Genomic DNA, 24,897 nt, shown 5'->3' on the forward strand with positions numbered 1-24,897 from the left:
CGGCGACCGAGGTCGCGTCGGCATGGGCGGTCGGCAGGTCATCGACGATGTTGACGTTGATTTGCCCGGTCGCCGTACTGCCGTCCGTATCGGTGGCGACGACGTCGAAATTCTCGGTGATGCTGTTGGCGCCGTCACCGGCTGGATGGGTTTCATTGTCGTTGAGGGTGTAGCTGTAACTCACAACCCCCTTGGCCGGGTTGTAGCCGGTGACGGTCAGGGTGTTGCCCAATGGGGTGGTGATCGACTGCGGGAAACCTGCGGCAACGCCACCGCTGATCACGTTGATCCCACCGATGCTCAGGCTGGTCAGCCCGTCAGGAGCAGACACGCTGAACGTGCCGGTCTTGGTCAGTGCCTCAGGGTTGCTGGCCGAACCGTCGGCCAGGTTGGCCTCATTGAGGGTCAGTTCACCCCCTGCCACCGACAGGCCGGTGAGGGTGACCGGATTGTTCGGCACATCAGGAACAACCGGTGCCACAGGAACAACGCCTGTCCCGCCTGAACCACCCGAACCACCCGAACCACCTGCACCACCTGCACCGCCTGCACCACCTGCACCGTTGTCGCCGTTGTCCGGGTCACCGGCCAGGCGTTCCAGGGGAAACTCGGGTATGCCGTTGAAGCCTGCGGTAGGAAAACCAATGGTCGGATCGACCCGCCCCCCCACCTCTTCAAGCATGACGAACGTGTGGCCGCCGCCCAGTGCACCACCGGGTGTACCAGTCGAACCCGGTCCGGCCGCCGTGGCTTCAGCGGTCTGGGTTGGGTCGTCGCCGGCAGCGATCGCTTTTTGCAGTTGTTCGACATCGGTCAGTTGCGCTTGAGTTGGCGTCACCGCTTCAGCGGTGTCCACATGGGGCGCCTGATGGGCAAGTAACTGGGAAGTCATTTGCAGGCCGCTGTCACGCCCGAGGGTCAGTTCCTGGCCATTTTGCAGATGCACCGCCACCGCGCCTTCGGCCCCGGTGACTAGCTGATCGCCGGCGAACAATCGATCCCCCTCGACCAGCGCGCGTCGGGTGCCATCGCTCGCGACCGCGAACACCTGACCAATAACCTTACTGACGATACCGATGAGCGTAGCCATGTGCACTTCCTCCGCTGCCAACCGCTGTTGGCATCCTGTTTTTGCGAAGAACGTGCTCATGGCTCCAACGGGTTACCTGGCGGAATCGACTGATGGCAGTGGTTACCTGAAGTAAGCCGCTGCCCTGGCGCCGTTCTCGCCAAGCCTGCCGCTCGCGGGCGACGTGTCTGCTGCGGGATAAAACCCTATGCAATCAATGGCATCGGGATCCACTTGCGCAACAACTTGCCCTTCGAGCGATGCGTAACGATCTTGATCCACTAGAGTGACAAAAAACCGTCACCCCCCAGGCCGTCCGCTTCCCTCCCCTCCAGCACTTCCTCGCCCTATGTCGATAGGTGAATTGAAACTTTCCTCAAGCCCTGCGGAGGTCCCTAACGCTCCTAAATCAGGGGCTTTCGGAGTGAACAATGTGCTGGATTTAGCAGGGCGTATAAGTTTTTTTTGGCATAAGACTTATGAGAAATACTTCTTAGGTTCTCTCTAAAATGTTCTTAGCTCTGTTGTTACAAGAGTGAAACGGTTTTCACTATAAATGTCGTCAAATATTTGGCGTATGATAAGCACCATTAGGATTCAGGGAGAGGCACCCATGCGCGTATTAACCCCCCTAAGCAGCGCAATTCTGCTGGCGATGGCCTGCACTTCTCAGGCCCAAGCCATGTCATTGACCGAGGCGATCCAGAGCACCATCGCGACCCACCCGGAGTTGGCGTCGCGTGTGGACAGCCGCCTCTCGGCCGATGAGCAAGTTAAAGTCGCCAAAGGGGGCTTTTATCCATCGGTTGATCTGAATGCCGCCTACGGGCGCGGGTACAGCGATAACACCAGCACCCGGGCATTTGGCAATCACCACACCGAAATCCTGACTTACACCCAATCGGAATTGCGCCTGCGGCAGATGCTTTTCGATGGTTTCAACACCGCCAATGAAGTCCAGCGCACCAAAGGTGTGGTCAATTCCCGGGCCTATTACGCTCAGGGCACCGCACAGGATCTGGCCCTGCGCACCATCGAGGTCTACCTCGAAGTGCTCAAGCGCCGCGAACTGGTAACCCTGGCCACGAACAACCTGCAGGCTCACTTGCGGGTCAACGATCAAATCGGTCTGCGCACCCAGCGCGGTATCGGCAGCAACGCCGACTCCGACCAGTCCGTCGCTCGTCGGGCACTGGCGCAAAACAACCTCGATACCGCTGAAGTCGATCTCGCGGATGCCGAGTCGAACTTCTACGCCGTCGTGGGGCGCATGCCCGATGAAATCGAAGCACCGCCCTCGACCCGAGGCGAGCTGCCCGCCACCCTGCAGGAAGCCCAGCAAAGCATGGTGGAAAACAACCCGTACCTGAAATCTGCCCAGGCCGACGTGCAATCGGCCGAGAGCCAGTACGAAGTGGCCAAGTCGCCGTTCTACCCACGTTTCGACGCCGAAGCCGCCGTGGGTGCAAACAACAACGTGCAGGGCGATGAAGGACACGACAACGAATGGCGGGTCGGCGTAGTGATGAACTACAACCTGTTCCGCGGTGGCAGTGACAAGGCTCGCCTGGCCTCCAATGCGCACCAGATCAACCAGGCGATGGACATCCGCAACAATGCCCTGCGCCAACTCAACGAGAACATTCACCTGGCCTGGAACGCCATGGTCAATGCCAAGAAACAAACCCCGACCGCCCGCGAATACGCGGATACCAGCGGACGCGTGCGCGTGGCGTATCAGGACCAGTTCGGCCTCGGTCAACGCACCCTGCTCGACCTGCTGGACAGTGAAAACGAGCTCTACAACGCCAACCGCCGTTACACCGAAGTGCGCTACACCGAGGAGTTCTCGATGTACCGCGTGCTGGCGAACATGGGTCAATTGCTGAGCAAACAACGGGTGGTGTTGCCCGCCGATGCGATCGCCTCCACGGAAGTAAAAAACGAAGCCCGTTTGCCTGAACTGAAGTAGGCCTGTGGAGAGATCAATGTGACCAGCATGGAACCCGGCAACATCGGTGTCGATCCGCGCCTGAGTTTCGATGACCCGCTTCTGGACGGTCTGTTGATCCTCTGCAAACTCCACGGCGCGACGGTCAGTCGCGCCAGCCTGAGTGCTGGACTCCCCCTGAACAAGCAACGCTTGAGCCTGGACCTGCTGCCTCGCGCAGCGGCCCGGGCCAGTTTGCAGGCGCGATTGCTGCGCCGTGCACTGGCGGATATTTCCGCCCTCAACCTGCCTGTGATGCTGATCCTCAACAACGGCCGTACTGCCGTTCTACGACGCTTTGGTGACGACGGTCAGTTGCTGATTCTGCCAAGCGAAGCCGACGGCGGTGAACAATGGGTCAGCACGGACGAGTTGGCCGAGAATTACAGCGGCCAGGCCTTGTTCGCGCGGCCACGGCATGAACTTGAAGACTTGCGCTCACCGCTGGTGCCGCGGGTTGAGGCGTGGTTTCGTGACACCTTGAAGCTGTCGAAGTGGCTGTACAGTGATGCGATTCTGGCGAGTTTTTTGATCAACCTGCTGGGGTTGATGGTGCCGCTGTTCGTGATGCAGACCTACGACCGGGTGGTGCCGAACCAGGCCACGTCGACCTTGTGGGTGCTGTCCATCGGCTTGCTGATCGGCACCGGTTTCGAACTGGCGCTGCGGGTGGTTCGCGCGCACTTGCTGGACTCCGCCGGGAAGAAAACCGATGTGATCCTTTCCGCGACGTTGTTTGAGCGCATCACCGGCATGGCGATGAAAGCCCGGCCGGCGACCATCGGTGGTTTTGCCCAAAGCATTCACGACTTCCAGGGCCTGCGGGAATTCCTCACCGCGGTGACGCTGACCAGCCTGATCGACCTGCCCTTTGCCGTGCTGATGCTGGTGGTGATCGGCCTGCTCGGCGGCTGGCTGGTGGTGATTCCGCTGCTGGCGTTTCCGATCACGATCCTCTTCGCGATGGTGATTCAGGTGCGTCTGCGCGATACCGTGCAGAAAAGCCTGACCCTGGGTGCCGAACGCCAAGCGCTGCTGATTGAAACCCTCGGCGGCCTGGAAACCCTCAAGGCCTGCAGCGCCGAAAGCGAACGCCAGCACACATGGGAAAGCACCCACGGCGCCCTCACCCGCCTCGACAGCCATGCGCGCAACCTCTCGGCGCTGGCCACCAACGGCACGTTGTTCGTCCAGCAATTCTCCGGCATGGCGACCATCGTCGCCGGGGTCTACAGCATCATCGCCGGTAACCTCAGTGTCGGCGCGCTGGTGGCAACCTACATGCTCGGCAGCCGGGTGCTCGCGCCGCTGGGGCAGATTGCCGGTTTGATCACTCGCTATCAGCAAGCGCAACTGACCATGAAAAGCACCGATGCGCTGATGTCCTTGCCGCAGGAGCGCGACGCCAAACAACGGCCGCTGGAGCGCACACAATTGCAAGGTGCGCTGGACGTCAGCAGCGTGACGTTCCACTACAACGGCCAGAACGCTCCGGCCCTGGCCAACATCAGCTTCAGCGTGAAACCCGGCGAGCGGATCGGCATCATCGGCCGCAGCGGCTCGGGCAAAAGTACGTTGGCGCGGCTGGTGATGGGTTTCTACGCACCGGAAGAAGGCCAGTTGCTGCTCGATGGCCTGGACTTGCGGCAACTGGACGTCGCCGACCTGCGCCAGCAAATCGGTTACGTCGCTCACGACTTGCCGCTGCTCGCCGGCAGCCTGCGCGACAACCTGACCCTCGGCGCCCGCTACATCAGCGACTCACGGATGCTTGAAGTCGCCGAACTGACCGGCGTCACCGAGCTGGCTCGTCAGCATCCGCAAGGCTTCGACCGGCCAGTGGGTGAACGCGGACAACTACTGTCCGGCGGGCAACGTCAGGCGGTCTTGCTGGCCCGCGCGCTATTGCTGGATCCGCCGATCATGTTGCTCGACGAACCCACCAGCGCCATGGACAACAGCAGCGAAGACGTTCTGCGACAAAAACTCCACGGCTGGGTGCAGGGCAAAACCCTGCTGCTGGTGACCCACCGCACTTCGATGCTCAGCCTGGTGGATCGGCTGGTGGTGCTGGACAACGGGCGGATCGTCGCCGACGGTCCGAAAGAAGTGGTCATCGATGCACTGCGCAAGGGCCGTGTCGGCTCTGCGGCTGTCTAGGAGCTACCCATGGCCCGTTCATCATCCGACACGTCGCGCTCTAATTCGAAGCCGCGCGGCTACTTCGGCAGCTTCAGCAAAAGCGCCGAAAGCGAATTCATGCCGGAAACCGCCGGTGCCTCGTTGCAGGATTCACCACGCTGGTCGCGGATCACCGTGTGGCTGGCGGCAGCGCTGATTATCACGGCGGTGGTCTGGGCCAAGTTTGCGGTGCTGCAGGAGGTGACCATGGGCGAGGGCAAGGCGATTCCGTCGAGCAAAGTCCAAGTGATCCAGAACCTGGAGGGCGGCATCGTCACTGAGATCTTCGTTCGCGAAGGGCAAATGGTGAACAAGGGCGACACCTTGCTGCGCCTCGATGACACTCGATTTCTGTCGAATAAGGGTGAAAGCGAGGCGGATCGTTATGCGCTGACCGCACAAGTCGAACGGCTGTCGGCCGAGGCTGAAGGCCGGCCGTTCAAGCTGTCCCCCGAAGTGATCGCCAAGGCGCCGCAAGTGGCCGAGGACGAACGCTCGCTGCACGAACAACGCCAGCGTCGATTGGCGAGCGAACAGCGCACGCTGAGTGAACAACTTCGGCAAAAAACCCAGGAACTGGCGGAGTTCCGTTCCAAACAGGGCCAATACAGTTCAAGCCTGGCGTTGCTGCAACAAGAGATGAACATGTCCGCGCCGTTGGTCGGCTCCGGGGCGGTTTCACCGGTGGAGATTTTGCGACTCAAACGTAGTGCCGTGGAGATTCGCGGCTCATTGAACGCTACGACGCTGGCGATTCCCCGTGCGGAATCGGCGATCAATGAGATCAAAAGCAAGATTGATGAGTCGGAACAATCCTTCCGCTCCGATGCCGCGAAAGAGCTGAATGAAAAACGCACCGACCTGTCGAAAATCACGGCATCGAGCATTGCTATCGATGACCGAGTGACCCGCACCACCGTGGTGTCGCCGGTTCACGGGATTATCAAAGTGCTGAAGGTCAACACCATCGGCGGCGTGGTTCAACCGGGCAGCGACATGGTGGAAATCGTGCCGCTTGAAGACAACTTGCTGATCGAAGCCAAGGTCCGGCCACAGGACGTCGCGTTCCTGCATCCGGGGCAGAAAGCGATGGTCAAGTTCAGTGCCTACGACTACACGATTTATGGGGGGATGAGTGCGAAGCTGGAGTTGATTGGAGCGGACACGATTACGGATGACAAGGGCAACAGCTTTTATCTGATTCAGGTACGGACGGATAAAAACCATTTGGGCGGGGATGCAAAACCGTTGCTGATTATTCCGGGGATGGTGGCGACGGTGGACATTATTACTGGGGAGAAAAGTGTGTTGGATTACTTGCTTAAACCGGTGCTCAAAGCCCGGACCGAAGCGATGCGCGAGCGTTAGCCTCTGATCGTTCCCACGCGTGGGAACGATCATTGTCCGTGATTCTTCTGGTAGGTCTCCTCTCCCATCGCCGCGATCTGCCCTTCAATCAAGGCTTCAAATGGCCGTAGCAACGGTTCGAAAATGGCCGGTGCTTCAAGTGTCTGCAACGCCTGAACAATCGCTTCCACCGTCGACAACGCACCCGGCCCCGGTGCTTTGCGCAATCGATACCTCGACACCCCGCCCTCCGCCAACGTCACCCTCGGCAACGCCGCCAACAACGGATTGAGGTGCAGCAGCTTGCGCGCTTTGCGCCAGGTGCCATCCGGAACGACCAGCAAAAACGGTTGATCATTGGCGGCGTAAGTCTGCAACGGCTGCGCATTATCGGCAGGAAACAGCAGTCGCGCCTGGTAGCCCGGCCGGTTCAACAATGCCGGCAAATCCTCGAACACCTCGCCCACAATCAATTCGGCATTCCTCAACCCCAACGCCGCCAACCGCGCGGTGTTCAGCGCATGGTTCACTTCACTGGGATGCTGCAACAGCAACACCCGAGTGCGGCTGTCAAGGCTCGGAATCAGTGGGCACAGGCAATGGGTTTGCGGACGCAGGCAGCGTGGACACTGGATTCTGGACATCACTTGTTTTTCCTTTAAACGGCCTGATTCAGTTGCGCTTTAAGCAGGTCGCGGAAAGTCTGGATCAGCGGCTCGCGGCTGCGGCCACGGCGCACGATCATCGAGAACGGCGCCTGATAACCGAAGGTCGCCGGCAGCAGCACCCGCAAATCGCCCTTGTCCGCCCACGCCTGGGCGTAGTGCTCCGGCAGGTAGCCAATGTAGGCACCGGACAGCACCAGAATCAGCTGGGCTTCCATACTTTCCACGGTCGCTGCGCTGTGCTTGAAGCCGTGACGGGCCAGTTCGGCCTGGCTCCAGTAACCGCGGCCGACCATGCGCTGCTGGGTAATGACCTGCTCGGGAATGCGCCGCTCGGTGAACAGCGGATGACGACTGCTGCAATACAACCAGTGTTGTTCGCGGTAGAGCGGCATGTACACCAGACCGCTCATGCGCGTGGAGAACGCACCGATGGCCAGGTCGAGGCGGTTGTCCTGCACGCCGAGTTGCAGTTCGTAAGGGCTCATGACCGACAGGTGCAAATGCACGGCCGGGTGTTCCTGACTGTAGGCGCCGATGGCTTCGGCGAAGGGCAAGGCCTTGTCGCTGACGGTGGAGTCGATCACCCCCAGATTCAGGGTGCCGCGCAGTTCCCCTTTGAGGGCGGCGGCGTATTGTTCGAAACCTTCGAGTTCGCCGAGCAGGCGCAGGGTTTCCTGATGGAACAGTTCGCCCTTGCTGGTCAGGCTGAAACCACCGCGGCCGCGATGGCAGAGGACTAGGCCGAGGGCGGCTTCGAGCTGGCTCATGTAGGTGCTGATGGCCGAGGTCGAGAGGTTGAGCTCTTGTTGGGCGCTGGCAAACCCCTGATGGCGAACCACGCTGACGAAGATGCGCAAAAGTTTCAGGTCGGGTAACGCGTTGGCCATGGAGGGGCTCCAGCAAGTACAGGTAGACGATGAGGTCCTGTAGCAGCTGCCGAGCCTGCGAGGCTGCGTTCGGCTGCGCAGCAGTCGTAAAACCTGAGCGCGAGGACTACCTGAATCACCGCGTCGCCTGATTTCACGACTGCTGCGCAGCCGAACGCAGCCTCGCAAGCTCGGCAGCTGCTACATGAAGCATTGCGAGTCTATCGCCGTCATTGGCATTAGTTTAGAAAAATCTGAACTAAGTATTTGCCCGTAGCGATTCTTCCCGCCCACTACATTTCGCAGAATCGGCCCCTAATACAGCTCTTAATATAAAAAAGATGAGGCCTGAACCCGTGGACAAGATTCTTCACCAACCACTGGGCGGCAATGAAATGCCGCGCTTCGGCGGCATCGCCACCATGATGCGACTCCCCCATTTGCCAACCGCTGCCGGTCTGGATGCTGCCTTCGTTGGCGTCCCGCTGGACATCGGCACGTCTCTGCGCCCTGGCACCCGTTTCGGACCTCGCGAAATCCGCGCTGAATCGGTCATGATCCGCCCGTACAACATGGCCACCGGCGCTGCACCGTTTGACTCGCTGTCGGTCGCTGACATCGGTGACGTGGCGATCAACACGTTCAACCTGCTGGACGCCGTACGGATCATCGAAGAGTCCTACGACGCCATCCTCGAACACAACGTGATCCCCCTGACCCTGGGCGGCGACCACACCATCACCCTGCCAATCCTGCGTGCAATTCATAAGAAGCACGGCAAGGTCGGTCTGGTGCACATCGATGCTCACGCCGATGTGAACGATCACATGTTCGGCGAGAAAATCGCCCACGGCACCACCTTCCGTCGCGCTGCCGAAGAAGGCCTGATCGACTGCGATCGCGTGGTGCAAATCGGTCTGCGCGCCCAGGGTTACACCTCCGAAGACTTCAACTGGAGCCGTAAACAGGGCTTTCGCGTGGTTCAGGCTGAAGAGTGCTGGCACAAATCCCTGGCACCGCTGATGGCCGAAGTTCGCGAGAAAGTCGGCGGCGGTCCGGTGTACCTGAGTTTCGACATCGACGGCATCGACCCCGCGTGGGCGCCAGGCACCGGCACCCCGGAAATCGGTGGTCTGACGACCATTCAGGCGATTGAGATCATTCGCGGCTGCCAAGGCCTCGACCTGATTGGTTGCGATCTGGTAGAAGTCTCGCCCGCTTACGACACCACCGGCAACACCTCGCTGCTGGCCGCCAACTTGCTGTACGAAATGCTCTGCGTACTGCCTGGCGTGGCCCACCGCTGAGGATCGGTCATGAACGAACGTGATCAGGTATTGAAAGCTGCCGCCGATCTGGTGTCAGCCTTTGCCGGTAACGATCGCGAAGCTTACTTCGGCGCGTTCAGCGCCGACGCCAGCTTCGTGTTCTACACCCTCGAGCAGCCCCTGCTGTCGCGCGATGCCTATCAGGTCTTGTGGGACACCTGGCGCTCCGAGGATGGCTTCGAGGTGCTTGCGTGCACTTCAAGCAACGCTTTCGTCAGCCTGCAGGGTGACGTGGCGATTTTCATCCATGACGTGGCCACCGAGCTGCGCATGCAAGGGGAGCAACACTTCAGCCAGGAGCGCGAGACGATTGTTTTCAAGAAACAAGCGTCTGGCCAAGAACAACAAGGCCTATGGCTGGCCTGCCACGAACATTTGTCCGCGATGCCGGAAGGGCTGCCACCCCCTTAGCCAAACAGGTGACGCTCACAATCGATGAGCGCGCCTTTATGATCGGAGCTGATCATGAATAACAACAACAAAGAAAAAAGCCTTAGCAGCATCGAAACAAACGGGGTCGAACAGATCCCGGATCATGAGCGCGACGCCCGACCCAGCGACCTGTTTCGCTTGATCTTCGGCGGCGCCAACACTTTTGCTACCGCCGTGCTCGGCAGTTTCCCGGTGCTGTTCGGCCTGTCGTTCCAGGCCGGTGTCTGGGCGATCGTGCTGGGCGTGTTACTCGGTGCGCTGATCCTCGCGCCGATGGGCCTGTTCGGCCCGATCAATGGCACCAACAACGCTGTGTCTTCCGGTGCGCACTTTGGCGTGCACGGGCGGATCGTCGGATCGTTTTTGTCGCTGTTGACCGCCATCGCCTTCTTCTCGCTCTCGGTGTGGAGTTCGGGTGATGCGCTGATCGGTGGTGCCAAACGCCTGATCGGTCTTCCGGAAACCGACCTGACCCTGGGCCTGGCCTACGGTCTGTTCGCGATCCTGGTACTGACCGTGTGCATCTATGGCTTTCGCTTCATGCTGTGGGTCAACCGCATCGCGGTGTGGGCGGCCAGCGCCCTGTTCCTGCTGGGCATCTTCGCCTTCGCCCCGACCTTCGATAGCCAGTTCGCCGGCACCGTCGCCATGGGTCAGGCCGGCTTCTGGGCAGCCTTCATCGGCGCCGCGCTGGTGGCCATGAGCAACCCGATTTCCTTCGGTGCGTTCCTCGGTGACTGGTCGCGGTACATCCCGCGCGAAACCCCTAAAGGCCGGATCATGTTCGCCGTGATCGCCGCGCAAGTCGCCACCTTGATCCCGTTCCTGTTCGGTCTCGCCACCGCGACCATCGTGGCGATCAAGGCACCGGACTACATCGCAGCCAACAACTACGTGGGGGGTCTGCTGGCCGTCTCGCCGAGCTGGTTCTTCCTGCCGGTGTGCCTGATCGCAGTGATCGGCGGCATGTCCACCGGCACCACCTCGCTCTATGGCACCGGGCTGGACATGTCCAGCGTGTTCCCTCGTGTGCTGTCGCGGGTCAAGGCAACGTTATTGATCGGCGTGATGTCGATTGCCTTCATCTTCATCGGGCGCTTTGCCGCGAACCTGGTGCAGAGCGTGTCGACCTTCGCCGTGCTGATCATCACCTGCACCACCCCGTGGATGGTGATCATGATCATCGGCCTGCTGGTGCGTCGCGGCTTCTACTGCCCGGATGACCTGCAAGTGTTCACCCGTGGCGAGAAAGGGGGTCGTTACTGGTTCACGCATGGCTGGAACTGGCGTGGCCTGGGTGCCTGGATCCCGAGTGCACTGGTGGGTTTGTGCTTTGTGAACCTGCCGGGGCAGTTTGTGGGTCCGTTGGGCAATCTGGCTGGCGGCATCGACATCAGCCTGCCGGTCACACTGGGCCTGGCCTCGCTGGTGTACCTGGCGCTACTGAACCTGTTCCCGGAATCGGCAGCGGTGTTCGGACCAAACGATCCACGCAGCAAGGGCACGGATTCGCTCGCTAAACCGGCGGTAGTGTAGGAGCGAGGCTTGCCCGCGAAGAACGATAACGCGGTCGGCCTGATGGACCGCGGCGTCTCCTTCGCGGGCAAGCCTTGCTCCTACAAAGTTTGATTTTCGTTTCACCATAAAAAAGACAATCGGAGACACGCCATCATGGCATTGGATTTATTCGTCGTTCTCATTTACGCCGCCGCGATGCTGGTACTCGGCTACTTCGGCATGCGCAAGGCCAAGACCAACGAAGACTACTTGGTCGCCGGGCGTAACCTCGGCCCTACCCTGTACATGGGCACCATGGCCGCTACCGTTCTGGGTGGAGCGTCCACTGTCGGCACCGTGCGTCTGGGCTACGTCCATGGCATTTCCGGTTTCTGGCTCTGCGCGGCACTGGGTTGCGGGATCGTGGCGCTGAACCTGTTCCTCGCCAAACCGCTGCTGAAGCTGAAAATCTACACCGTCACCCAGGTCCTGGAAAAACGCTACAACCCGATGGCCCGCTCCGCGAGCGCGGCGATCATGCTGGCGTACGCGCTGATGATCGGCGTGACTTCTATCCTGGCGATCGGCACCGTTCTGGAAGTGTTGTTCGGCCTGCCGTTCTGGATCTCGGTACTGCTCGGCGGTGGCGTGGTAGTGGTCTACTCGGCCATCGGTGGCATGTGGTCCCTGACCCTGACTGACATCGTCCAATTCGTGATCAAGACCGTCGGCCTGATGTTCATCCTGTTGCCGATCTGCCTGTACCGCGTCGGCGGTTGGGATGAGTTGGTGTTGAAACTGCCGGCAGCAGCCTTCAACTTCAGCACCATCGGCTGGGACACCATCATCACCTACTTCATGATCTACTTCTTCGGGATCCTGATTGGCCAGGACATCTGGCAGCGTGTGTTCACCGTCCGGACCGCCAAAGTCGCTCAGTACGCCGGTACTTTCGCGGGTATCTACTGCATCTTCTACGGCCTCGCCTGTGCCCTGATCGGCATGGCCGCTCATGTACTGATCCCGGACCTGGACAACGTCAATAACGCCTTCGCCGCCATCGTCAAACTGTCCCTGCCGGATGGTATCCGTGGTCTGGTGATCGCTGCTGCCCTGGCCGCCATGATGTCCACCGCCAGCGCCGGCTTGCTCGCCGCGTCCACCACCCTGACCGAAGACTTGCTGCCGAAACTGCGCGGCGGTAAACAGTCGAGCCTGGGCATCAACCGCCTGTTCACCCTGCTGACCGGCATCGTGGTACTTGGGATCGCACTGGTAGTCAACGACGTGATCAGCGCACTGACCCTGGCTTACAACCTGTTGGTGGGCGGCATGCTGATCCCGCTGATCGGTGCAATCTTCTGGAAACGCGCAACCACCGCCGGCGCCATCGCCAGCATGGGCATGGGCTTTGCCACGGCGCTGGTGTTCATGTTCAAGGACGGAATGGACGCCAACACCCCGATCTACTACAGCCTCGGCGTGGGTCTGGTGAGTTTCGTCGTGGTCAGCTTGCTGTCCCGTCGTCCTGCAATGGTGACCAGCGCCGCCTAAGCTGAACATAACGACTTGATGCTTTCTTCGACGGGTGTGGCGTCGGTTGCCACACCCGTTTTTTTCGTCTGGAGAAAACCTTTGATGAAGATTGTTTCTCGCGATCAGTGGTTCGAGGTGAAACAGCTCAGTGACGGCATCCGATTGATTCACGAGCCTTACATCCGCCCCTTCTATCGCTGCAACCTCTGGCACATCCAGGGTCGCGACAAGGACTTGCTGCTCGACAGCGGTTCCGGGCTAGTGAGCCTGCGCGAGCAACTGCCGTGGATCACCGAACGGCCGCTGGTCGCCGTGGCCAGTCATTGCCATTTCGACCACATCGCCGGCCATCACGAATTCCCCGAACGCCTGGTACATCCGGCCGAAGCGCAAATCCTCGCGTCACCGGACGGCGAGAACACACTGAGCACGGCGTTTGTCGGCGACGAGATGTTCGAAGCGCATCCCGACTGCCCGTTGTGCTACGCCGAGTACCGGGTCAAAGCGGCCCCAGCCACCGGGTTGATCGAAGAAGGCGACGTGCTGGATTTGGGTAACCGCACGCTACAAGTGCTGCACACGCCGGGGCATTCACCGGGCGGCATCAGCCTGTACGAACCGGCGACCGAGACCCTGTTCAGCGGCGACATCATCTACGACGGGCCGCTGATCGAAGACGCCTACCACTCCAACCTCGACGACTACGCCCGCAGCCTGCAGCGTTTGCGCAAGTTGCCTATCCGCACGGTGCATGGCGGGCATTTCGGGAGTTTTTCCGGGGAGCATTTGCGCACGATGATTGACGAGTGGCAGCGCTTGCACGCCTGAAGCCTGCTGTACTCAGCCTCAGGGACAACAACAATAACGCCCTCGAAGAATGACCAATGAAAAGAGCTGCCGTTCGTGCCGTCGTGCATCGTTTCATTAGCCGCCTGATGGAGGGTCAGGATGACTTCGACGACAACGCCAGCCTGGCGCAATTGGGATTGGATAAAGAAGATATCGAAGAGCTGATCTTCCATCTGGAAGATGAACTGGGTTTGACGGCGTTTACGGCTGAGGAAGATCAGATGCTCAAGACCGCCAGGACGGCGAATGACCTGCGTCGGTTTTTGATGGAGATCGGGCGGCGTTGAGCTCGCCACTTCATGAACTCGCCCGTTCCCCTGTAGCAGCTGCCGAGCACCGCGAGGCTGCGCACGGCTGCGAAGCAGTCGTAAACCTGCATGCTGCCGAACGCAGCCTCGCGGTGCTCGGCAGCTGCTACAACATCGGCTGCGTCACGATTACCGGCGGCGCTGCTGGCGTCGGCGTTGTTCGTCGTCAGTGCGAATGGGCACAGGTTGCAGAGGCGGTTCGATCAAACCGAGTGCGACACCCAAGTCGTGCAGCCAATTTTGGATTTTCTCTTTCATGGTGCCCCCTTCAGGGTAGTGCCGAGTGGCCAAAATTCTGTAGCCACTTCGCACTGATAATAGTCCGAAGTCCTACGTATTGCTCGCCCAAAGTCGCAATGATCTGTTACTGAATTGATCAAAATACCTGACCGATAGTTCAAGCCATCGCACGAGCCTGGCTCGGCGTCGACGAATAGACCAATTGTTGCTGCTCAAGCCACGCGTTGGATGGCTGATCTGTTCTGGCCGTGCTTCGGCCTGGCGACCGCTATCGGCGTGGTGCTGGTGAGTTTGCGTCGACATAACCCGAACGCTACTCGTCATTGGCTGATGGCGACTTTGTGGCTGCAAGCCGTCGGGGTTTTCTCCTGCCTGTTGGGCAGCAGTCCTGGGCTGGCATTGGGCGTGATCCTCTGGCGGCACGCCGTTCCTGGCCTGCATGCAGCTGGTGATGCTACGCTCGCCGGGCTGCTGACGGCGTGCTTTGCCGTGGGCCAGCTCAGCGGGCCGTTGCTGGCGGCGTTGAGCAGCCATTTCAGTGGTGGTTTGCAGCCAGCGCTGGTGTTCGCTGGCTGTGGTTTGCTGGTGGCTGGCGGTTTACTGCTTCGCCCGGTCAAGGCTGCCCGAGGGCTTTGCGCAAGCGACGGCGCACCCACTGCTCAGCGCTGACAAACGTGATACCCAGCAGCACCAGCACCGCACCGATGACGAAGTTGAAACTCAGCTCTTCGCCCAGCAGCACCACACCGAACGTGACGCCGAAGAGCGGCGTCATGAACGAAAACACAGCCAGGTTCGCCGCCAGGTAGCGACGTAACAGCCAGAACCAGGTCAAGTAACTGAAGAACGACACCACCAATCCCTGAAACAACACACTGGCCACCGCGACGGTGGTCAGGCTGACATGGGTGACCTGGCCGCTGAGGATCGCGATCAGCAACAGGCCAACGAAACCGACAATCAATTGATAGAACAGCGTCAGGGTCACCGGCGCTTCCGACAGACGCGAAGCGCGCACCACCACCGTGGTTGCACCCCAGGACGCGCCGGCCAGTACGCCCAGCGCATCGCCCATCAACATACGGTGATCGAGGTTGTCCCAGGAAACCCCACCGGCAAACGCGATGGCGAGCCCGACGAAGGCGAGGAAAATCCCCAGCCACTGGACCGGTCTTAAACGCTCACTCGGCAACAACCAATGAACGCCCAGTGCGGTAAAGATCGGCGCGGTGTAGAGGAACACCGACATGTGCGCGGCTGTGGTCAATTGCAGACCTTCGGAAATGAACAAGAACTCCAGGCCAAAAAGCGCGCCAGCCAGTAGTCCACCGCGCCAGGTGTTGCCCACTTGATCCCAGCCGCCCTTCCAGCAGATCAACAATCCTACGAGCAACGCGGAAATACCCGAACGCCCGGCGGCCTGCATGACCGGCGCGATGTCTGGCGCCGCCCATTTGATCATCACCTGCTGAATACCCCAGATCAGGCACAACCCAATCATCACTTGCAGGGCAAACCCATCGGCGCTGCGCCGGGTGGCGCTCACCTAAACACCTCGACAACACAATCCATGGCAGCGACTCGACAGTAAAGGCTACGAGGGGTCCGGAGTAAGGTCAGCTCAGCTCAATGCGATCGGCATGAATGACGATCTGGCCGTTCTTGTACAACGCACCGATGGCCTTTTTGAAGTTGCCCTTGCTCACGCCAAACATACTGCTGATCACCGTCGGGTCGCTCTTGTCGCTGACCGGCAGGCTGCCATTGTTTTCGCGCAACTTGGCGAGAATCTTCGAGTTCAGGCTGGTGGCGGCTTCTTCGCCCACAGGTTGCAGGCTCAGGCTGATCTTACCGTCGGCACGGACTTCTTTGATAAAGCCCTTCTCTTCTTTACCGGCGCGCATGAACTTGAAGATTTCGTTCTTGTGGATCAGGCCCCAGTGCTTGTTGTTGATGATTGCCTTGAAGCCCATTTCGGTGGCTTCGGCCACCAGCAAATCAACTTCCTGGCCAGGGGTGTAGTTACCCGGGGTCTTGTCGAGGTAGCGGTCCAGACGCGCCGTCGCGGTGATGCGGCGGGTGTGCTTGTCGAGGTAGACGTGCACCACGACATACTCGCCGGCGGTCATCTGGCGCTTTTCTTCGGAGTACGGCAGCAGCAGATCCTTCGGCAAGCCCCAATCCAGGAAAACACCGATGCTGTTGACTTCAACGACTTTTAAACTGGCGAACTCACCGACCTGAACTTTCGGTTTTTCGGTAGTTGCGATGAGTTTGTCATCGCTGTCCAGATAAATAAAAACGTTGAGCCAATCTTCATCTTCGCTGGGAATATCTTTGGGAATATAACGATTAGGCAGGAGGATTTCGCCCTCCGCGCCACCGTCCAGATATAAACCGAAGTTAGTGTGTTTAACCACTTGCAAACTGTTGTAGCGCCCGACTAAAGCCATTTCCAATACCCTCATTGCGTGGGCGGCATTCTACCCGGTTTTGCGGGCCGCGTTCGCTGGCCAGCCCGGTGGCGGAAGAAAATCCTCTGAAGGGCTTAATTTTCCTGGGTTCTACCGCACGCGCCTGGCCGCTCGTCAGGCCGTTCTGGCGACTTGCGCACCTGCCAGCCAAGCAAAAAACTGTGTTTTTTGACGATGGTTCTTAGTTAAAACAGCAGCTTAGGGGGTGATCAAGAATAATAACTTGCGATAGATGCTTCATCTGCCTTGTGTATTTCGGGGGGATATTTGCCAAGCAATTGTCAAGTATTTCCTGTACGATACCTGGCCAAGTTAATTTTCTATAGGTTAATGGCCGCCATGCGTGTAAAAGCATCCAACAGCAAAGCAAAGCCAGCTCCAGCCGTTGAAACCAGCGAATCGATCAACAACCAGATTGCTGCGTTCCTCAAGTCCGGCGGCGAGATCCAGCAAATTGCCAAAGGCGTTAGCGGCCAGACGTTCGGCCCGTCCAAGCAGATCACCCTGGGTAAGAAGTAACTTCCCAAGATCCGCCGCGTCACCTGGTCCCTAAGCGCTTTGAGCTTCGAAGCGCTTGGACTGGAACCCCCCTCGCAACACCCCGCCAAGCACATCAATATTTCAAAAATCGACGAACGGCCTTCGATGCCGAGCATTCGCCGGTATGCTTGCACACGTCTAGATCAAGCGTTTCAGTAGGTTTTTGTTCCTGCCCCTCGCTGTCATGGAGTGACGCATGCTCAAACCCTCCTATTTATTGCTCGGCACCCTGCTGTCGTGTTCGGTCGCCCATGCGCAAATTTTTCAGCGTGAACTGGGCGACTTCGATCTTAAACTCGGCACCACCCCCAGCCGCAGCATGGCCCAGGGGCTGGTCAAACCTGCCAGCACCGGTTCGTTCCACGGTGGTCTCGACCTGAGTCACGGCAGCGGTTTTTACGTGGGCCAATGGGCACCGAGCATGGGTTTAACGCCAGGGGCCAACCTTGAAGTCGACTACTACATGGGCTTTAAACAGCCTTTCGATAGTACCCTCGGGTACGAAGTCGGCATGATCCGTTACAGCTACCCGAAAGTGGACACCCTCGACAGCCAAGAGCTTTTCGGTGGACTGACCTTTCTGGGCAGCCGTTTTGGCGCAGCGTTCAGCAACGACCCGGACAAACAGAACAGCACCGTGTTCGCCGACCTCGGTGGCAATCAGCCGTTCGGCATCGGGATCAGCATGAAATACACCACCCACCAGCTCAACACGCCGGTGTCCGTCGACGGTGGAAATGTAGGCAATTTCACCGACTGGTCAGTGCAACTTTCTCGGCCGTTCATGGGCGTCGATCTGGACCTGATCTACAGTGACTCCAGCTTGAGCGGCAGCAGCTGCTCCGCCTATTCCGGGCGCAACAGCCAATGCGACGGGCTGGTCACCCTCAAGGCCGAACGCGCCTTTTATTGATCGGCTGAACTGCCAGGATCATTCTGCGCTCACATAGAGAAGCCAATTAAAGAAACCAGACCTTCGCAAAGGATTCGCCCATGTCGCGCTGGTTGAAGTATCTCGCCCTCGTTATCACCCTCAGTTTCGTGCTCGGTGCGTGCAGCCGCGTGGGCTTGGCCTATCGCAATCTCGATGTGATCATTCCCTGGACGCTCAGCGATTACCTGAACATGCACGGGGAGCAGAAAGAATGGTTCGACGAGCGCCTCAAAGAGCACCTGAGCTGGCATTGCACCACGCAACTGCCGGGCTATCTCGACTGGCTGGACCGCTTACAGGTCATGGTCGAGACCAACAAGGTCACCGACGTTGCGCTGCAAACCCGCACTCAGGAAGCCAAAGCCGCCATCGCCCAGACCGCCCGGGAAATCACCCCGTCGGCCATTGAGCTGTTACAGGGGCTGGATGACAAGCAAGTCGCAGAGATGAACGACTCCTTCGCCAAGGACCAGAAGAAACGCCAGGAGCGTTACCTCAAACCGTCCCTCGATCAACAGATCAAGGGACGTGGCCAGCGCATGGAAAAACGCCTGAATGACTGGCTCGGCCCGCTCAGCGCAACCCAGCAGCTACGCGTTGTCGCGTGGTCAAACGGCTTGGGTGACCAAAATACGCAATGGATCGCCAACCGAGTCCATTGGCAGAAGCAGTTCAGTGCAGCGGTTGCGCAGCGCCAGAGTCCAGAATTCCCACAGCGTATCGAGACGCTTCTGGTCAATCGCGAGAGCTTGTGGACGCCCGCTTATCGCCAGGCCTTCGCCAACACCGAAGCCCAGGCACGGGGACTGTTTGTAGATTTGATGGCCGAAAGCACACCGGAACAGCGCCAGCAGTTGCTGAAAAAAATAGAAGGGGTGCGCAAAGACTTCAATGATTTGAAGTGCCTGAAAGCCGCGAAGGGTTAAGTCGTCAACATCAATCCAGTAATGTGGGAGCGGGCTTGCTCGCGAAAGCGCTTTAACATTCAACTTTTTTGTCGACTGTTACAACGCTTTCGCGAGCAAGCCCGCTCCCACATCTATGGTTATCGGGGATCTTCAGGCAATCTGCGCCTTCGACGCCACCCCATCAAACGTCGCCTCATCCAGCGCATCTTCCTGCTCATCCAACACCTGCCGCGGATGGTTATTGCCCGGAATACTGCTGTCGATCAGGCTCAATAAACTCGAGCCTCGAGGCGTCAAAATGTAGTTCGATCCCGTGCCACCCTGTTCCTCTGGTCGAGGCTCGATATAACCGCGCGCCAACAGTAACTTTTCATACTCACCGGCCACCGTTTTCAGGTGATCCAGATTTTCAGTCTGCTCGCCTTCCGAAGCTTTCTCCGCCACGTACTGCTCGGCATACGGTCGCGGCGTAAAACTGGCCTCACCGTGTTGCACTTCGTGCAGCAAGCGTTCAATCAAATCCCAGTTGTAAGTGGTCATCCTGATTCAACCTCCAAAGCCTGTGAGTGAGATGGCCTTCTTAAGTTGTGACCGGCGCGGCTCGAAGCCGTTCAGCCAAGGTTTTTGCCTGTACCGACCGGTGGCATGTCGAATTGGGCTTAGGCCAAACGACTAGGCTGTGTAAGTCACCTCCCAGCACCCCGCAGGAGAATCCCAATGAACATTCAGAATCATCCCGTCGTCTCCCGAGAAGAATGGCTCGCCGCCCGTAAGCAACACTTGGCCCACGAAAAAGCCTTCACCAAAGAACGCGACAAACTCAGCGCCGAACGCCGCGCCCTGCCCTGGGTGAAAATCGACAAGGACTACCATTTTCAGGGCCCTAACGGCGAACTGAAACTGGCTGACCTGTTCGGCGGCCGTAGCCAGTTGGTCATTTACCACTTCATGTTTGGCACAGACTGGGACGAAGGCTGCTCCGGCTGCTCGTTCCTGTCCGACCACATCGACGGCGCCAACCAACACCTGGCCCATCATGACGTCGCCGTGGTGGCGGTTTCCCACGCACCGTTCGTCGAATTCCAGGCCTTCAAACGACGCATGGGCTGGAAATTCGATTGGGTGTCGTCAGAAGGCTGCGACTTCAACTACGACTTCGGCGTCTCGGCCCGAGCAGAAGACGTCGCCGCCGGTAAAGCCACCTACAACTACGAAAAATCCGACGGCACCGAAGAAGAACTCCCCGGCCTCAGCGTGTTTTATCGCAACGAAGCGGGCGAGATTTTTCACACCTACTCCACCTATGCCCGAGGTCTGGACATGTTGGTCGGGGCCTATAACTACCTGGATCTCACACCCAAGGGGCGCAATGAAGAGGAAATCATGGAGTGGGTAAGGCATCACGACCGGTACGAAGACAAGGCAGCGGCCAGTTGCTGCCACGGGGAGTAAGGCCCGTTCTCACTGGGTCCCGGGTTAGCCACAGTCCCAGTGAACACCACAAATCCCCTGTGGAAGTGGGCTTGCCCGCGAAGACTGACTAACATTCAACATGGATATCGACTGATACACCGCTTTCGCGAGCGAGCTCCCACAGGAGGTAAGTGGTGCTGTGAAAATTGCATTCAGACGTCCGACTGCAACAGAGTAAATACCCTACACAAAGCTCAGAACCAGCCCCCTGTAATGATTGAAGGATGAGGACTATAGTCAGCCCGTCGCCCAAAAGGCGACCGGGTTTGGCGACCTGATCACAGAGAGTCCTTTTTAATTGCGAGAGACTCCAGCTATGGATAGATACATGCCCCTCACCGGAATCGACTTGATCCCGGCCTCTCTGCTTATTGATACCCAAGCGCCACTCGACGTCCTGCAAGCAATGGCGGATTACCGCATCCGCACCGTCACTCAGGTGCTGGAGAACATCGCCTTTCGTGCCGAGATTGGTTGTGACACGGTGGTGCTTTCTGACTTTTCCAAACTGCTGGCCATCCCTTTGCGTGATGGCTGTGATTTGATGGATGTGATTGGTCGGCGGTTGCGGGCGCAGGCTGCGGAGTGAATAAAACGGGCGACCTATGGGTCGCCCGTTTCACATTGCGCATTCAGCCAAAATTGCCCCATCGCGCCTTCACTTCGGAACGATGATTGGAATGATCATCGGCGTCGCAGGTGCAGGCGGGTTCATCATGCCTTCGCTTTTCACCACGAGAACACCCTTGCGTTTAATCGTTTCGAACAAACGCTCAGTGGCTGCAGTATCGACATACCCGCCCTCGTCAATGGAGGCACTCAGTGTTATCTGACGTCGCTCCTCTGTCAACTGAAGCTGGTTCGTTCGCAAGAATGAATAAAGGGATATTTTTTTGAGCATCGACAAATCAACGTGCACGATCTCCACATACTTCAGCACCTTGGCGTCCCATCCTTGCACATAAAGCCCATTCGCCGTCAGCGCATAGGTGCAGAAGTAGTAAGTACCAGTGTTCGAACCGGGCGTAGCAATAATCAGCGAGCAACGTCCGTGCTGGAGAATGGGATCACTCAACGCCGGATAGTCTTTCACGATTTGTTCAGGGAACTGCGCTCGATCGTAGTAAATCGTCGCCTTGTCGTAGGGAGTGGTGTTGCAGCCTGACAGCAGCGCTGCCAAGCTCAATAGGAGCCAACAACCAAAAAAACGCATCGAGCACTCCTTATCGAACAAATAAAATCAAGTTAACTGGTGATCTAAGTGACCTTATTATTCACGGCCATCCCCTGCAAAAAATCTCTCAGATTTTTATGGATAGTTAAACCTGTAGAAACAATGTCGGACAGACCACGCTAAAATCAACGATTCAATGCTATCCCAACACACCCTACCACATCTAATCTTCGACATAACCCTCCTCAGGCAAAAAGAAATGGGCCGTTAACCAACAGGTAGCCATCGATGCGACGAACAGTATCAGAAGCTCAACGACATAGTCTGAGTACTGAGCCCCCTTAATATTTTGCACCACATTTGAAATAAACAACAATACCCACGATGTTGCTATACAACTTCCCAAAAAGGAAACCACCATACAGTTACGCGGTGTTTTCTTGACTTTAATTAATGCAATCGCCAATGCGTAACCCAGAAACGGCAGAAAGAAAGCTAACTGTATGAGAAGAGGGGTCAAAAACGGCATTAACAGCAATTCAGCGCCCCTCACCGAACCCAACAATTTTGGATTACTCACCAACTCGGCGAGCACTGCTACTGTTCTGATAATTCCGGCAATGAATCCAAGTACTAGCGGACAAAGAAAAAAAGCCAGAAAAACTTTACGACGTGGATAAATGACTCCACTCATGGCACACAACCTTGACTCTTAGAGTGCCCCAGTAATTTGCAACCAAATTCCACCCGAGATTTATAGTCCAAAATAGACACCCCACCATTGGCACCAACAATGGAGTCGGGCCAAATTGAAGTATCAGTAGCTAGCCTTCCAATATTCTGAAAAATATGGTGCTCCTCCAAAAATCTTTCATGAATTGACTGCAGTAAAGACTGCTCGGTCTTTAATTGATTTATATCCCAAGCAACAGGATCAGTACTGACTTTATTGAATAGACCCTTGAAGTTATCGAACCCGCCGTTGATCAGTGCATCACCAGCCGCTGTACGCCAGCTATATACTGGAGCCAACAACCAACCCAGACCAAAGGTTATGTAAGATGCATTTCCATCTGCACCTAACCCATTCAATGGCGCCCTAGAAACGGCCTCCGCACCCCAGAACCACTTGGCCCCTATCCCAAGTTGTTGTTCATAGAGATTACTGGCTCCAAAAAAATTTGCTCGATTGTCGATAGTATTCAGATAGGTAACCAACCGGTCGGACGCACCTTCCGTATTATAGAGATAGTTAAAGGTACTTTGCGATGTGCGAGAAACATCACTGTGCATGATATTCCATGCATCCTGCATGGCGATGTACTTTATCGCAGCGTTCACCGCCGTCCGGCAGCCATCACTTTGAGGAGCTTTATCACACATGCTACGCATTTCAGAATCCAGAAACTCACTCATTTTCTCAGCCTTCGCGATCGCCGCGTCTTTCTGCTGCTGAGTGGAGCAAGTTCTGCCCGACAGGCAATTATCGACCTCATCAAATGCCTGGTGAGTCAGGTAGTTGTACTGCGTTGCATTCGCCGCCACCGCAGCCCCAACCCCGACATCCCCACCAGAAGCCGCAGCCCCTAGCACACCGACAATTTTCGACAGCGCGAGGAGGTTAGCCTGGGCCTGGTTGTATTCCGCAGAGCCCGGGACAAGGTTCGAAGGCAAGAGCTTGTCACCCAGCAATCCGACCAGTATTTCGTTAGCGCCACCCGCCAACGCTCCGGTGCGGAAATCACCACCCATCGCTTCAGCCAGCAAGCCACCCAAACCCGCATGCAGGAGAATTTTTGCTAAACCGCCCTCCGGCAGGGGCAGATCGCCAATTTTTCCGGCCCCGACAGCACCACCGATACTTGCGGCTACGCTGACAGCCGAACTGGCCAGATTGTCCTTCAGGCTTCCGCCGTAAACAGCCGTTTTGATCAGAGCATCGGCGGTGACCTTGACCGCCACAATCTGCATGCTCTTGGCATCCAGCCCCAGTGCGCCCGGATTGTAATTGAGCCCTTGCATCACGCCGGCTGTCGCGGCGGCTGTCACATAGCCTTTGATACTGTCTTTCGAAGTAACGTCTTTGATGACCTTCCCAAGATTGCCCCGGTTGTCGATGGTGCTGACAGTGGCCTTGGTCGCGGCACTCACGGCGACCGCCTGCAACATCGCGTTCATGCCAACCATCATCGGCCCCATGACGGCAGTCAACGCAATCGCAATGATCAATTGCGATGCTGGCCCTAATCCCGAGTTGCTGTACTTGAACGACTCATGGATTTCCTTGACCTGCCTCCAGTCCACATCGCCGCGTGCTTCGGCTTGTTTGAGCCAAGCCAATTGCGGATCAGCCTGGACCATCGCATCGATGGTCTGGCTGACACTCTTCTGGTCAATATGCTTGAGATCGATTTGCAGACCTTCGACGGCTTTGATCGTGATGTTGCCTTTGGCAATCATCTGGGTCTGGCGCAGTATCTCGTCGGTATTGCCCCTGCCTTTCGATGAGGTCCAGAACGCATCGCCATCACTCTTGGTGTGGCTCTCGTCATGCAGGTCCTTCACCCCTTCAAAAACAATCACCCCGCCACTGTCCAACGTGATGTCCTTGCCACTCTCCAGCTTCGCCACCTGATAGCGCTGATCGCCCTCGCTGATCAGCGTCAGGTTGCCACCGGTCTTGATCTCGCTGCCCACCTGAGTGATCTGCGTGACTTCATCACGCTGGGTTTTCTCGGCGCCCCAACCGCCCTTCTCCTTCATGTCATACAGCGTGTAATCCTTGTTCTGCGCCGCCAGCAGATTCAGGTCATTACCCGCGTACACATACGCCTCGTTCCCCGCGCTGATTTTGCTCGCGATCAGCGTCGTGTCCCTACCGGAGCTGGTTTTGACATTGCCGCCAGCACTGAACTCAGCCGCTTTCTGTACGGTGTGGTTGTCCTCTTCGTGGATGCGTTTTTTGCCGTCCTTGCTGTGGGTTTCGACGTTGTGTTCGTCGCCGGCCGAGGCCAGGGTGAGGTCGCGCCCGGCGTCGGCGGTGAGGTTGCCTTCGGCCTTGGCGGTGCTGGCGATGACGTTGA

25 protein-coding genes are annotated in these 24,897 nt (G+C 57.9%); 15 read left to right on the forward strand and 10 right to left on the reverse strand.

The genetic code is table 11. From position 1 onward, the window contains the following. A partial coding sequence (locus tag QK293_RS21450) for a retention module-containing protein (RefSeq protein WP_282380762.1) occupies positions 1-1,090 on the reverse strand: 1,090 nt, incomplete at its 3' end. A gap of 592 nt (positions 1,091-1,682) precedes the next feature. Between QK293_RS21450 and QK293_RS21455 the strand changes: the two genes are divergently transcribed. The 3 genes from QK293_RS21455 to QK293_RS21465 are packed head-to-tail and all read left to right on the forward strand — an operon-like array spanning position 1,683 to position 6,608. Further along, positions 1,683-3,041: a TolC family outer membrane protein gene (locus QK293_RS21455; RefSeq protein WP_282380763.1), complete on the forward strand. Its 1,359-nt coding sequence runs from the start codon at positions 1,683-1,685 to the stop codon at positions 3,039-3,041. 18 nt (positions 3,042-3,059) lie between these two features. Beyond that, complete coding sequence (locus QK293_RS21460) at positions 3,060-5,219, forward strand: type I secretion system permease/ATPase (RefSeq protein ID WP_282380766.1); 2,160 nt, start codon at positions 3,060-3,062, stop codon at positions 5,217-5,219. A gap of 9 nt (positions 5,220-5,228) precedes the next feature. Continuing rightward, the gene (locus QK293_RS21465; protein ID WP_282380768.1) at positions 5,229-6,608 is read left to right on the forward strand and encodes an HlyD family type I secretion periplasmic adaptor subunit; all 1,380 of its coding nucleotides are present in this window, start codon (positions 5,229-5,231) and stop codon (positions 6,606-6,608) included. 29 nt (positions 6,609-6,637) lie between these two features. Here QK293_RS21465 and QK293_RS21470 read toward each other — a convergent pair whose 3' ends face one another. Then, the gene (locus tag QK293_RS21470) at positions 6,638-7,231 is read right to left on the reverse strand and encodes a DTW domain-containing protein (RefSeq protein WP_282380770.1); all 594 of its coding nucleotides are present in this window, start codon (positions 7,229-7,231) and stop codon (positions 6,638-6,640) included. A 14-nt stretch (positions 7,232-7,245) separates the two neighbouring features. After that, positions 7,246-8,142, reverse strand: a complete 897-nt coding sequence (locus QK293_RS21475) for a LysR family transcriptional regulator (RefSeq protein ID WP_282380772.1) — start codon at positions 8,140-8,142, stop codon at positions 7,246-7,248. Between the two features lie 335 nt (positions 8,143-8,477). Here QK293_RS21475 and speB point away from each other — a divergent pair, with 335 nt between their 5' ends. The 6 genes from speB (at position 8,478) to QK293_RS21505 (ending at position 14,050) form a co-directional block, all read left to right on the forward strand. After that, positions 8,478-9,428, forward strand: coding sequence for an agmatinase (speB, locus tag QK293_RS21480; protein ID WP_131062549.1), 951 nt, complete (start codon positions 8,478-8,480; stop codon positions 9,426-9,428). A 9-nt stretch (positions 9,429-9,437) separates the two neighbouring features. Beyond that, entirely contained in the window at positions 9,438-9,860 is a 423-nt protein-coding gene (locus QK293_RS21485) for a nuclear transport factor 2 family protein (protein ID WP_282380777.1), read from the forward strand. 54 nt (positions 9,861-9,914) lie between these two features. Further along, positions 9,915-11,417 carry a cytosine permease gene (locus QK293_RS21490; RefSeq protein WP_282380779.1) on the forward strand — a complete coding sequence of 501 codons (1,503 nt, stop codon included), beginning with the start codon at positions 9,915-9,917 and terminating at the stop codon, positions 11,415-11,417. Between the two features lie 135 nt (positions 11,418-11,552). Further along, complete coding sequence (locus tag QK293_RS21495) at positions 11,553-12,932, forward strand: sodium:solute symporter (RefSeq protein WP_282380781.1); 1,380 nt, start codon at positions 11,553-11,555, stop codon at positions 12,930-12,932. Between the two features lie 84 nt (positions 12,933-13,016). Beyond that, entirely contained in the window at positions 13,017-13,742 is a 726-nt protein-coding gene (locus QK293_RS21500) for an MBL fold metallo-hydrolase (protein WP_282380783.1), read from the forward strand. 56 nt (positions 13,743-13,798) lie between these two features. Beyond that, complete coding sequence (locus QK293_RS21505; RefSeq protein WP_282380785.1) at positions 13,799-14,050, forward strand: acyl carrier protein; 252 nt, start codon at positions 13,799-13,801, stop codon at positions 14,048-14,050. 150 nt (positions 14,051-14,200) lie between these two features. Here QK293_RS21505 and QK293_RS21510 read toward each other — a convergent pair whose 3' ends face one another. Next, positions 14,201-14,329 carry a PA1414 family protein gene (locus tag QK293_RS21510; RefSeq protein WP_007914492.1) on the reverse strand — a complete coding sequence of 43 codons (129 nt, stop codon included), beginning with the start codon at positions 14,327-14,329 and terminating at the stop codon, positions 14,201-14,203. Positions 14,330-14,512: 183 nt separating this feature from the next. On the opposite strand from QK293_RS21510, the gene QK293_RS21515 reads away from it, so the two are divergent. Continuing rightward, positions 14,513-14,980, forward strand: coding sequence for a YbfB/YjiJ family MFS transporter (locus QK293_RS21515; RefSeq protein WP_282380818.1), 468 nt, complete (start codon positions 14,513-14,515; stop codon positions 14,978-14,980). Here QK293_RS21515 and QK293_RS21520 read toward each other — a convergent pair. Next, complete coding sequence (locus tag QK293_RS21520; protein WP_282380788.1) at positions 14,925-15,857, reverse strand: DMT family transporter; 933 nt, start codon at positions 15,855-15,857, stop codon at positions 14,925-14,927. The genes QK293_RS21515 and QK293_RS21520 overlap by 56 nt on opposite strands. Before the next feature lie 70 nt (positions 15,858-15,927). Continuing rightward, a complete protein-coding gene (locus QK293_RS21525; protein ID WP_282380790.1) occupies positions 15,928-16,764 on the reverse strand; it encodes a S1-like domain-containing RNA-binding protein in 837 nt (278 codons plus the stop codon). Between the two features lie 351 nt (positions 16,765-17,115). Here QK293_RS21525 and QK293_RS21530 point away from each other — a divergent pair, with 351 nt between their 5' ends. The 3 genes from QK293_RS21530 (at position 17,116) to QK293_RS21540 (ending at position 19,185) form a co-directional block, all read left to right on the forward strand. After that, on the forward strand, positions 17,116-17,304 hold the full coding sequence (locus tag QK293_RS21530; RefSeq protein ID WP_017337097.1) for a hypothetical protein: 189 nt from the start codon (positions 17,116-17,118) through the stop codon (positions 17,302-17,304). A gap of 217 nt (positions 17,305-17,521) precedes the next feature. Further along, positions 17,522-18,238, forward strand: a complete 717-nt coding sequence (locus tag QK293_RS21535; protein ID WP_282380793.1) for a TorF family putative porin — start codon at positions 17,522-17,524, stop codon at positions 18,236-18,238. A gap of 80 nt (positions 18,239-18,318) precedes the next feature. Beyond that, entirely contained in the window at positions 18,319-19,185 is an 867-nt protein-coding gene (locus QK293_RS21540; protein WP_282380796.1) for a DUF6279 family lipoprotein, read from the forward strand. A gap of 132 nt (positions 19,186-19,317) precedes the next feature. Here QK293_RS21540 and QK293_RS21545 read toward each other — a convergent pair whose 3' ends face one another. Continuing rightward, a complete protein-coding gene (locus tag QK293_RS21545; protein ID WP_282380798.1) occupies positions 19,318-19,707 on the reverse strand; it encodes a transcriptional regulator in 390 nt (129 codons plus the stop codon). Between the two features lie 177 nt (positions 19,708-19,884). Here QK293_RS21545 and QK293_RS21550 point away from each other — a divergent pair, with 177 nt between their 5' ends. Together QK293_RS21550 and QK293_RS21555 are read left to right on the forward strand one after the other, a co-directional pair. Beyond that, on the forward strand, positions 19,885-20,619 hold the full coding sequence (locus QK293_RS21550) for a thioredoxin family protein (RefSeq protein WP_282380800.1): 735 nt from the start codon (positions 19,885-19,887) through the stop codon (positions 20,617-20,619). Positions 20,620-20,956: 337 nt separating this feature from the next. Next, positions 20,957-21,229 (forward strand): hypothetical protein, encoded by a 273-nt coding sequence (locus tag QK293_RS21555; protein ID WP_008076699.1) that lies wholly within the window; start codon positions 20,957-20,959, stop codon positions 21,227-21,229. 69 nt (positions 21,230-21,298) lie between these two features. Here QK293_RS21555 and QK293_RS21560 read toward each other — a convergent pair whose 3' ends face one another. The 3 genes from QK293_RS21560 to QK293_RS21570 all read right to left on the reverse strand — a co-directional run. Then, complete coding sequence (locus QK293_RS21560; RefSeq protein ID WP_282380806.1) at positions 21,299-21,853, reverse strand: hypothetical protein; 555 nt, start codon at positions 21,851-21,853, stop codon at positions 21,299-21,301. A gap of 184 nt (positions 21,854-22,037) precedes the next feature. After that, positions 22,038-22,508: a hypothetical protein gene (locus QK293_RS21565; RefSeq protein WP_282380808.1), complete on the reverse strand. Its 471-nt coding sequence runs from the start codon at positions 22,506-22,508 to the stop codon at positions 22,038-22,040. Next, the coding region (locus tag QK293_RS21570; RefSeq protein WP_282380810.1) for a DUF637 domain-containing protein at positions 22,505-24,897 on the reverse strand (2,393 nt) is incomplete at its 5' end. The genes QK293_RS21565 and QK293_RS21570, both read right to left, overlap by 4 nt.

It is taken from the genome of Pseudomonas sp. AL03 (assembly GCF_029960815.1).
Classification (GTDB): domain Bacteria; phylum Pseudomonadota; class Gammaproteobacteria; order Pseudomonadales; family Pseudomonadaceae; genus Aquipseudomonas.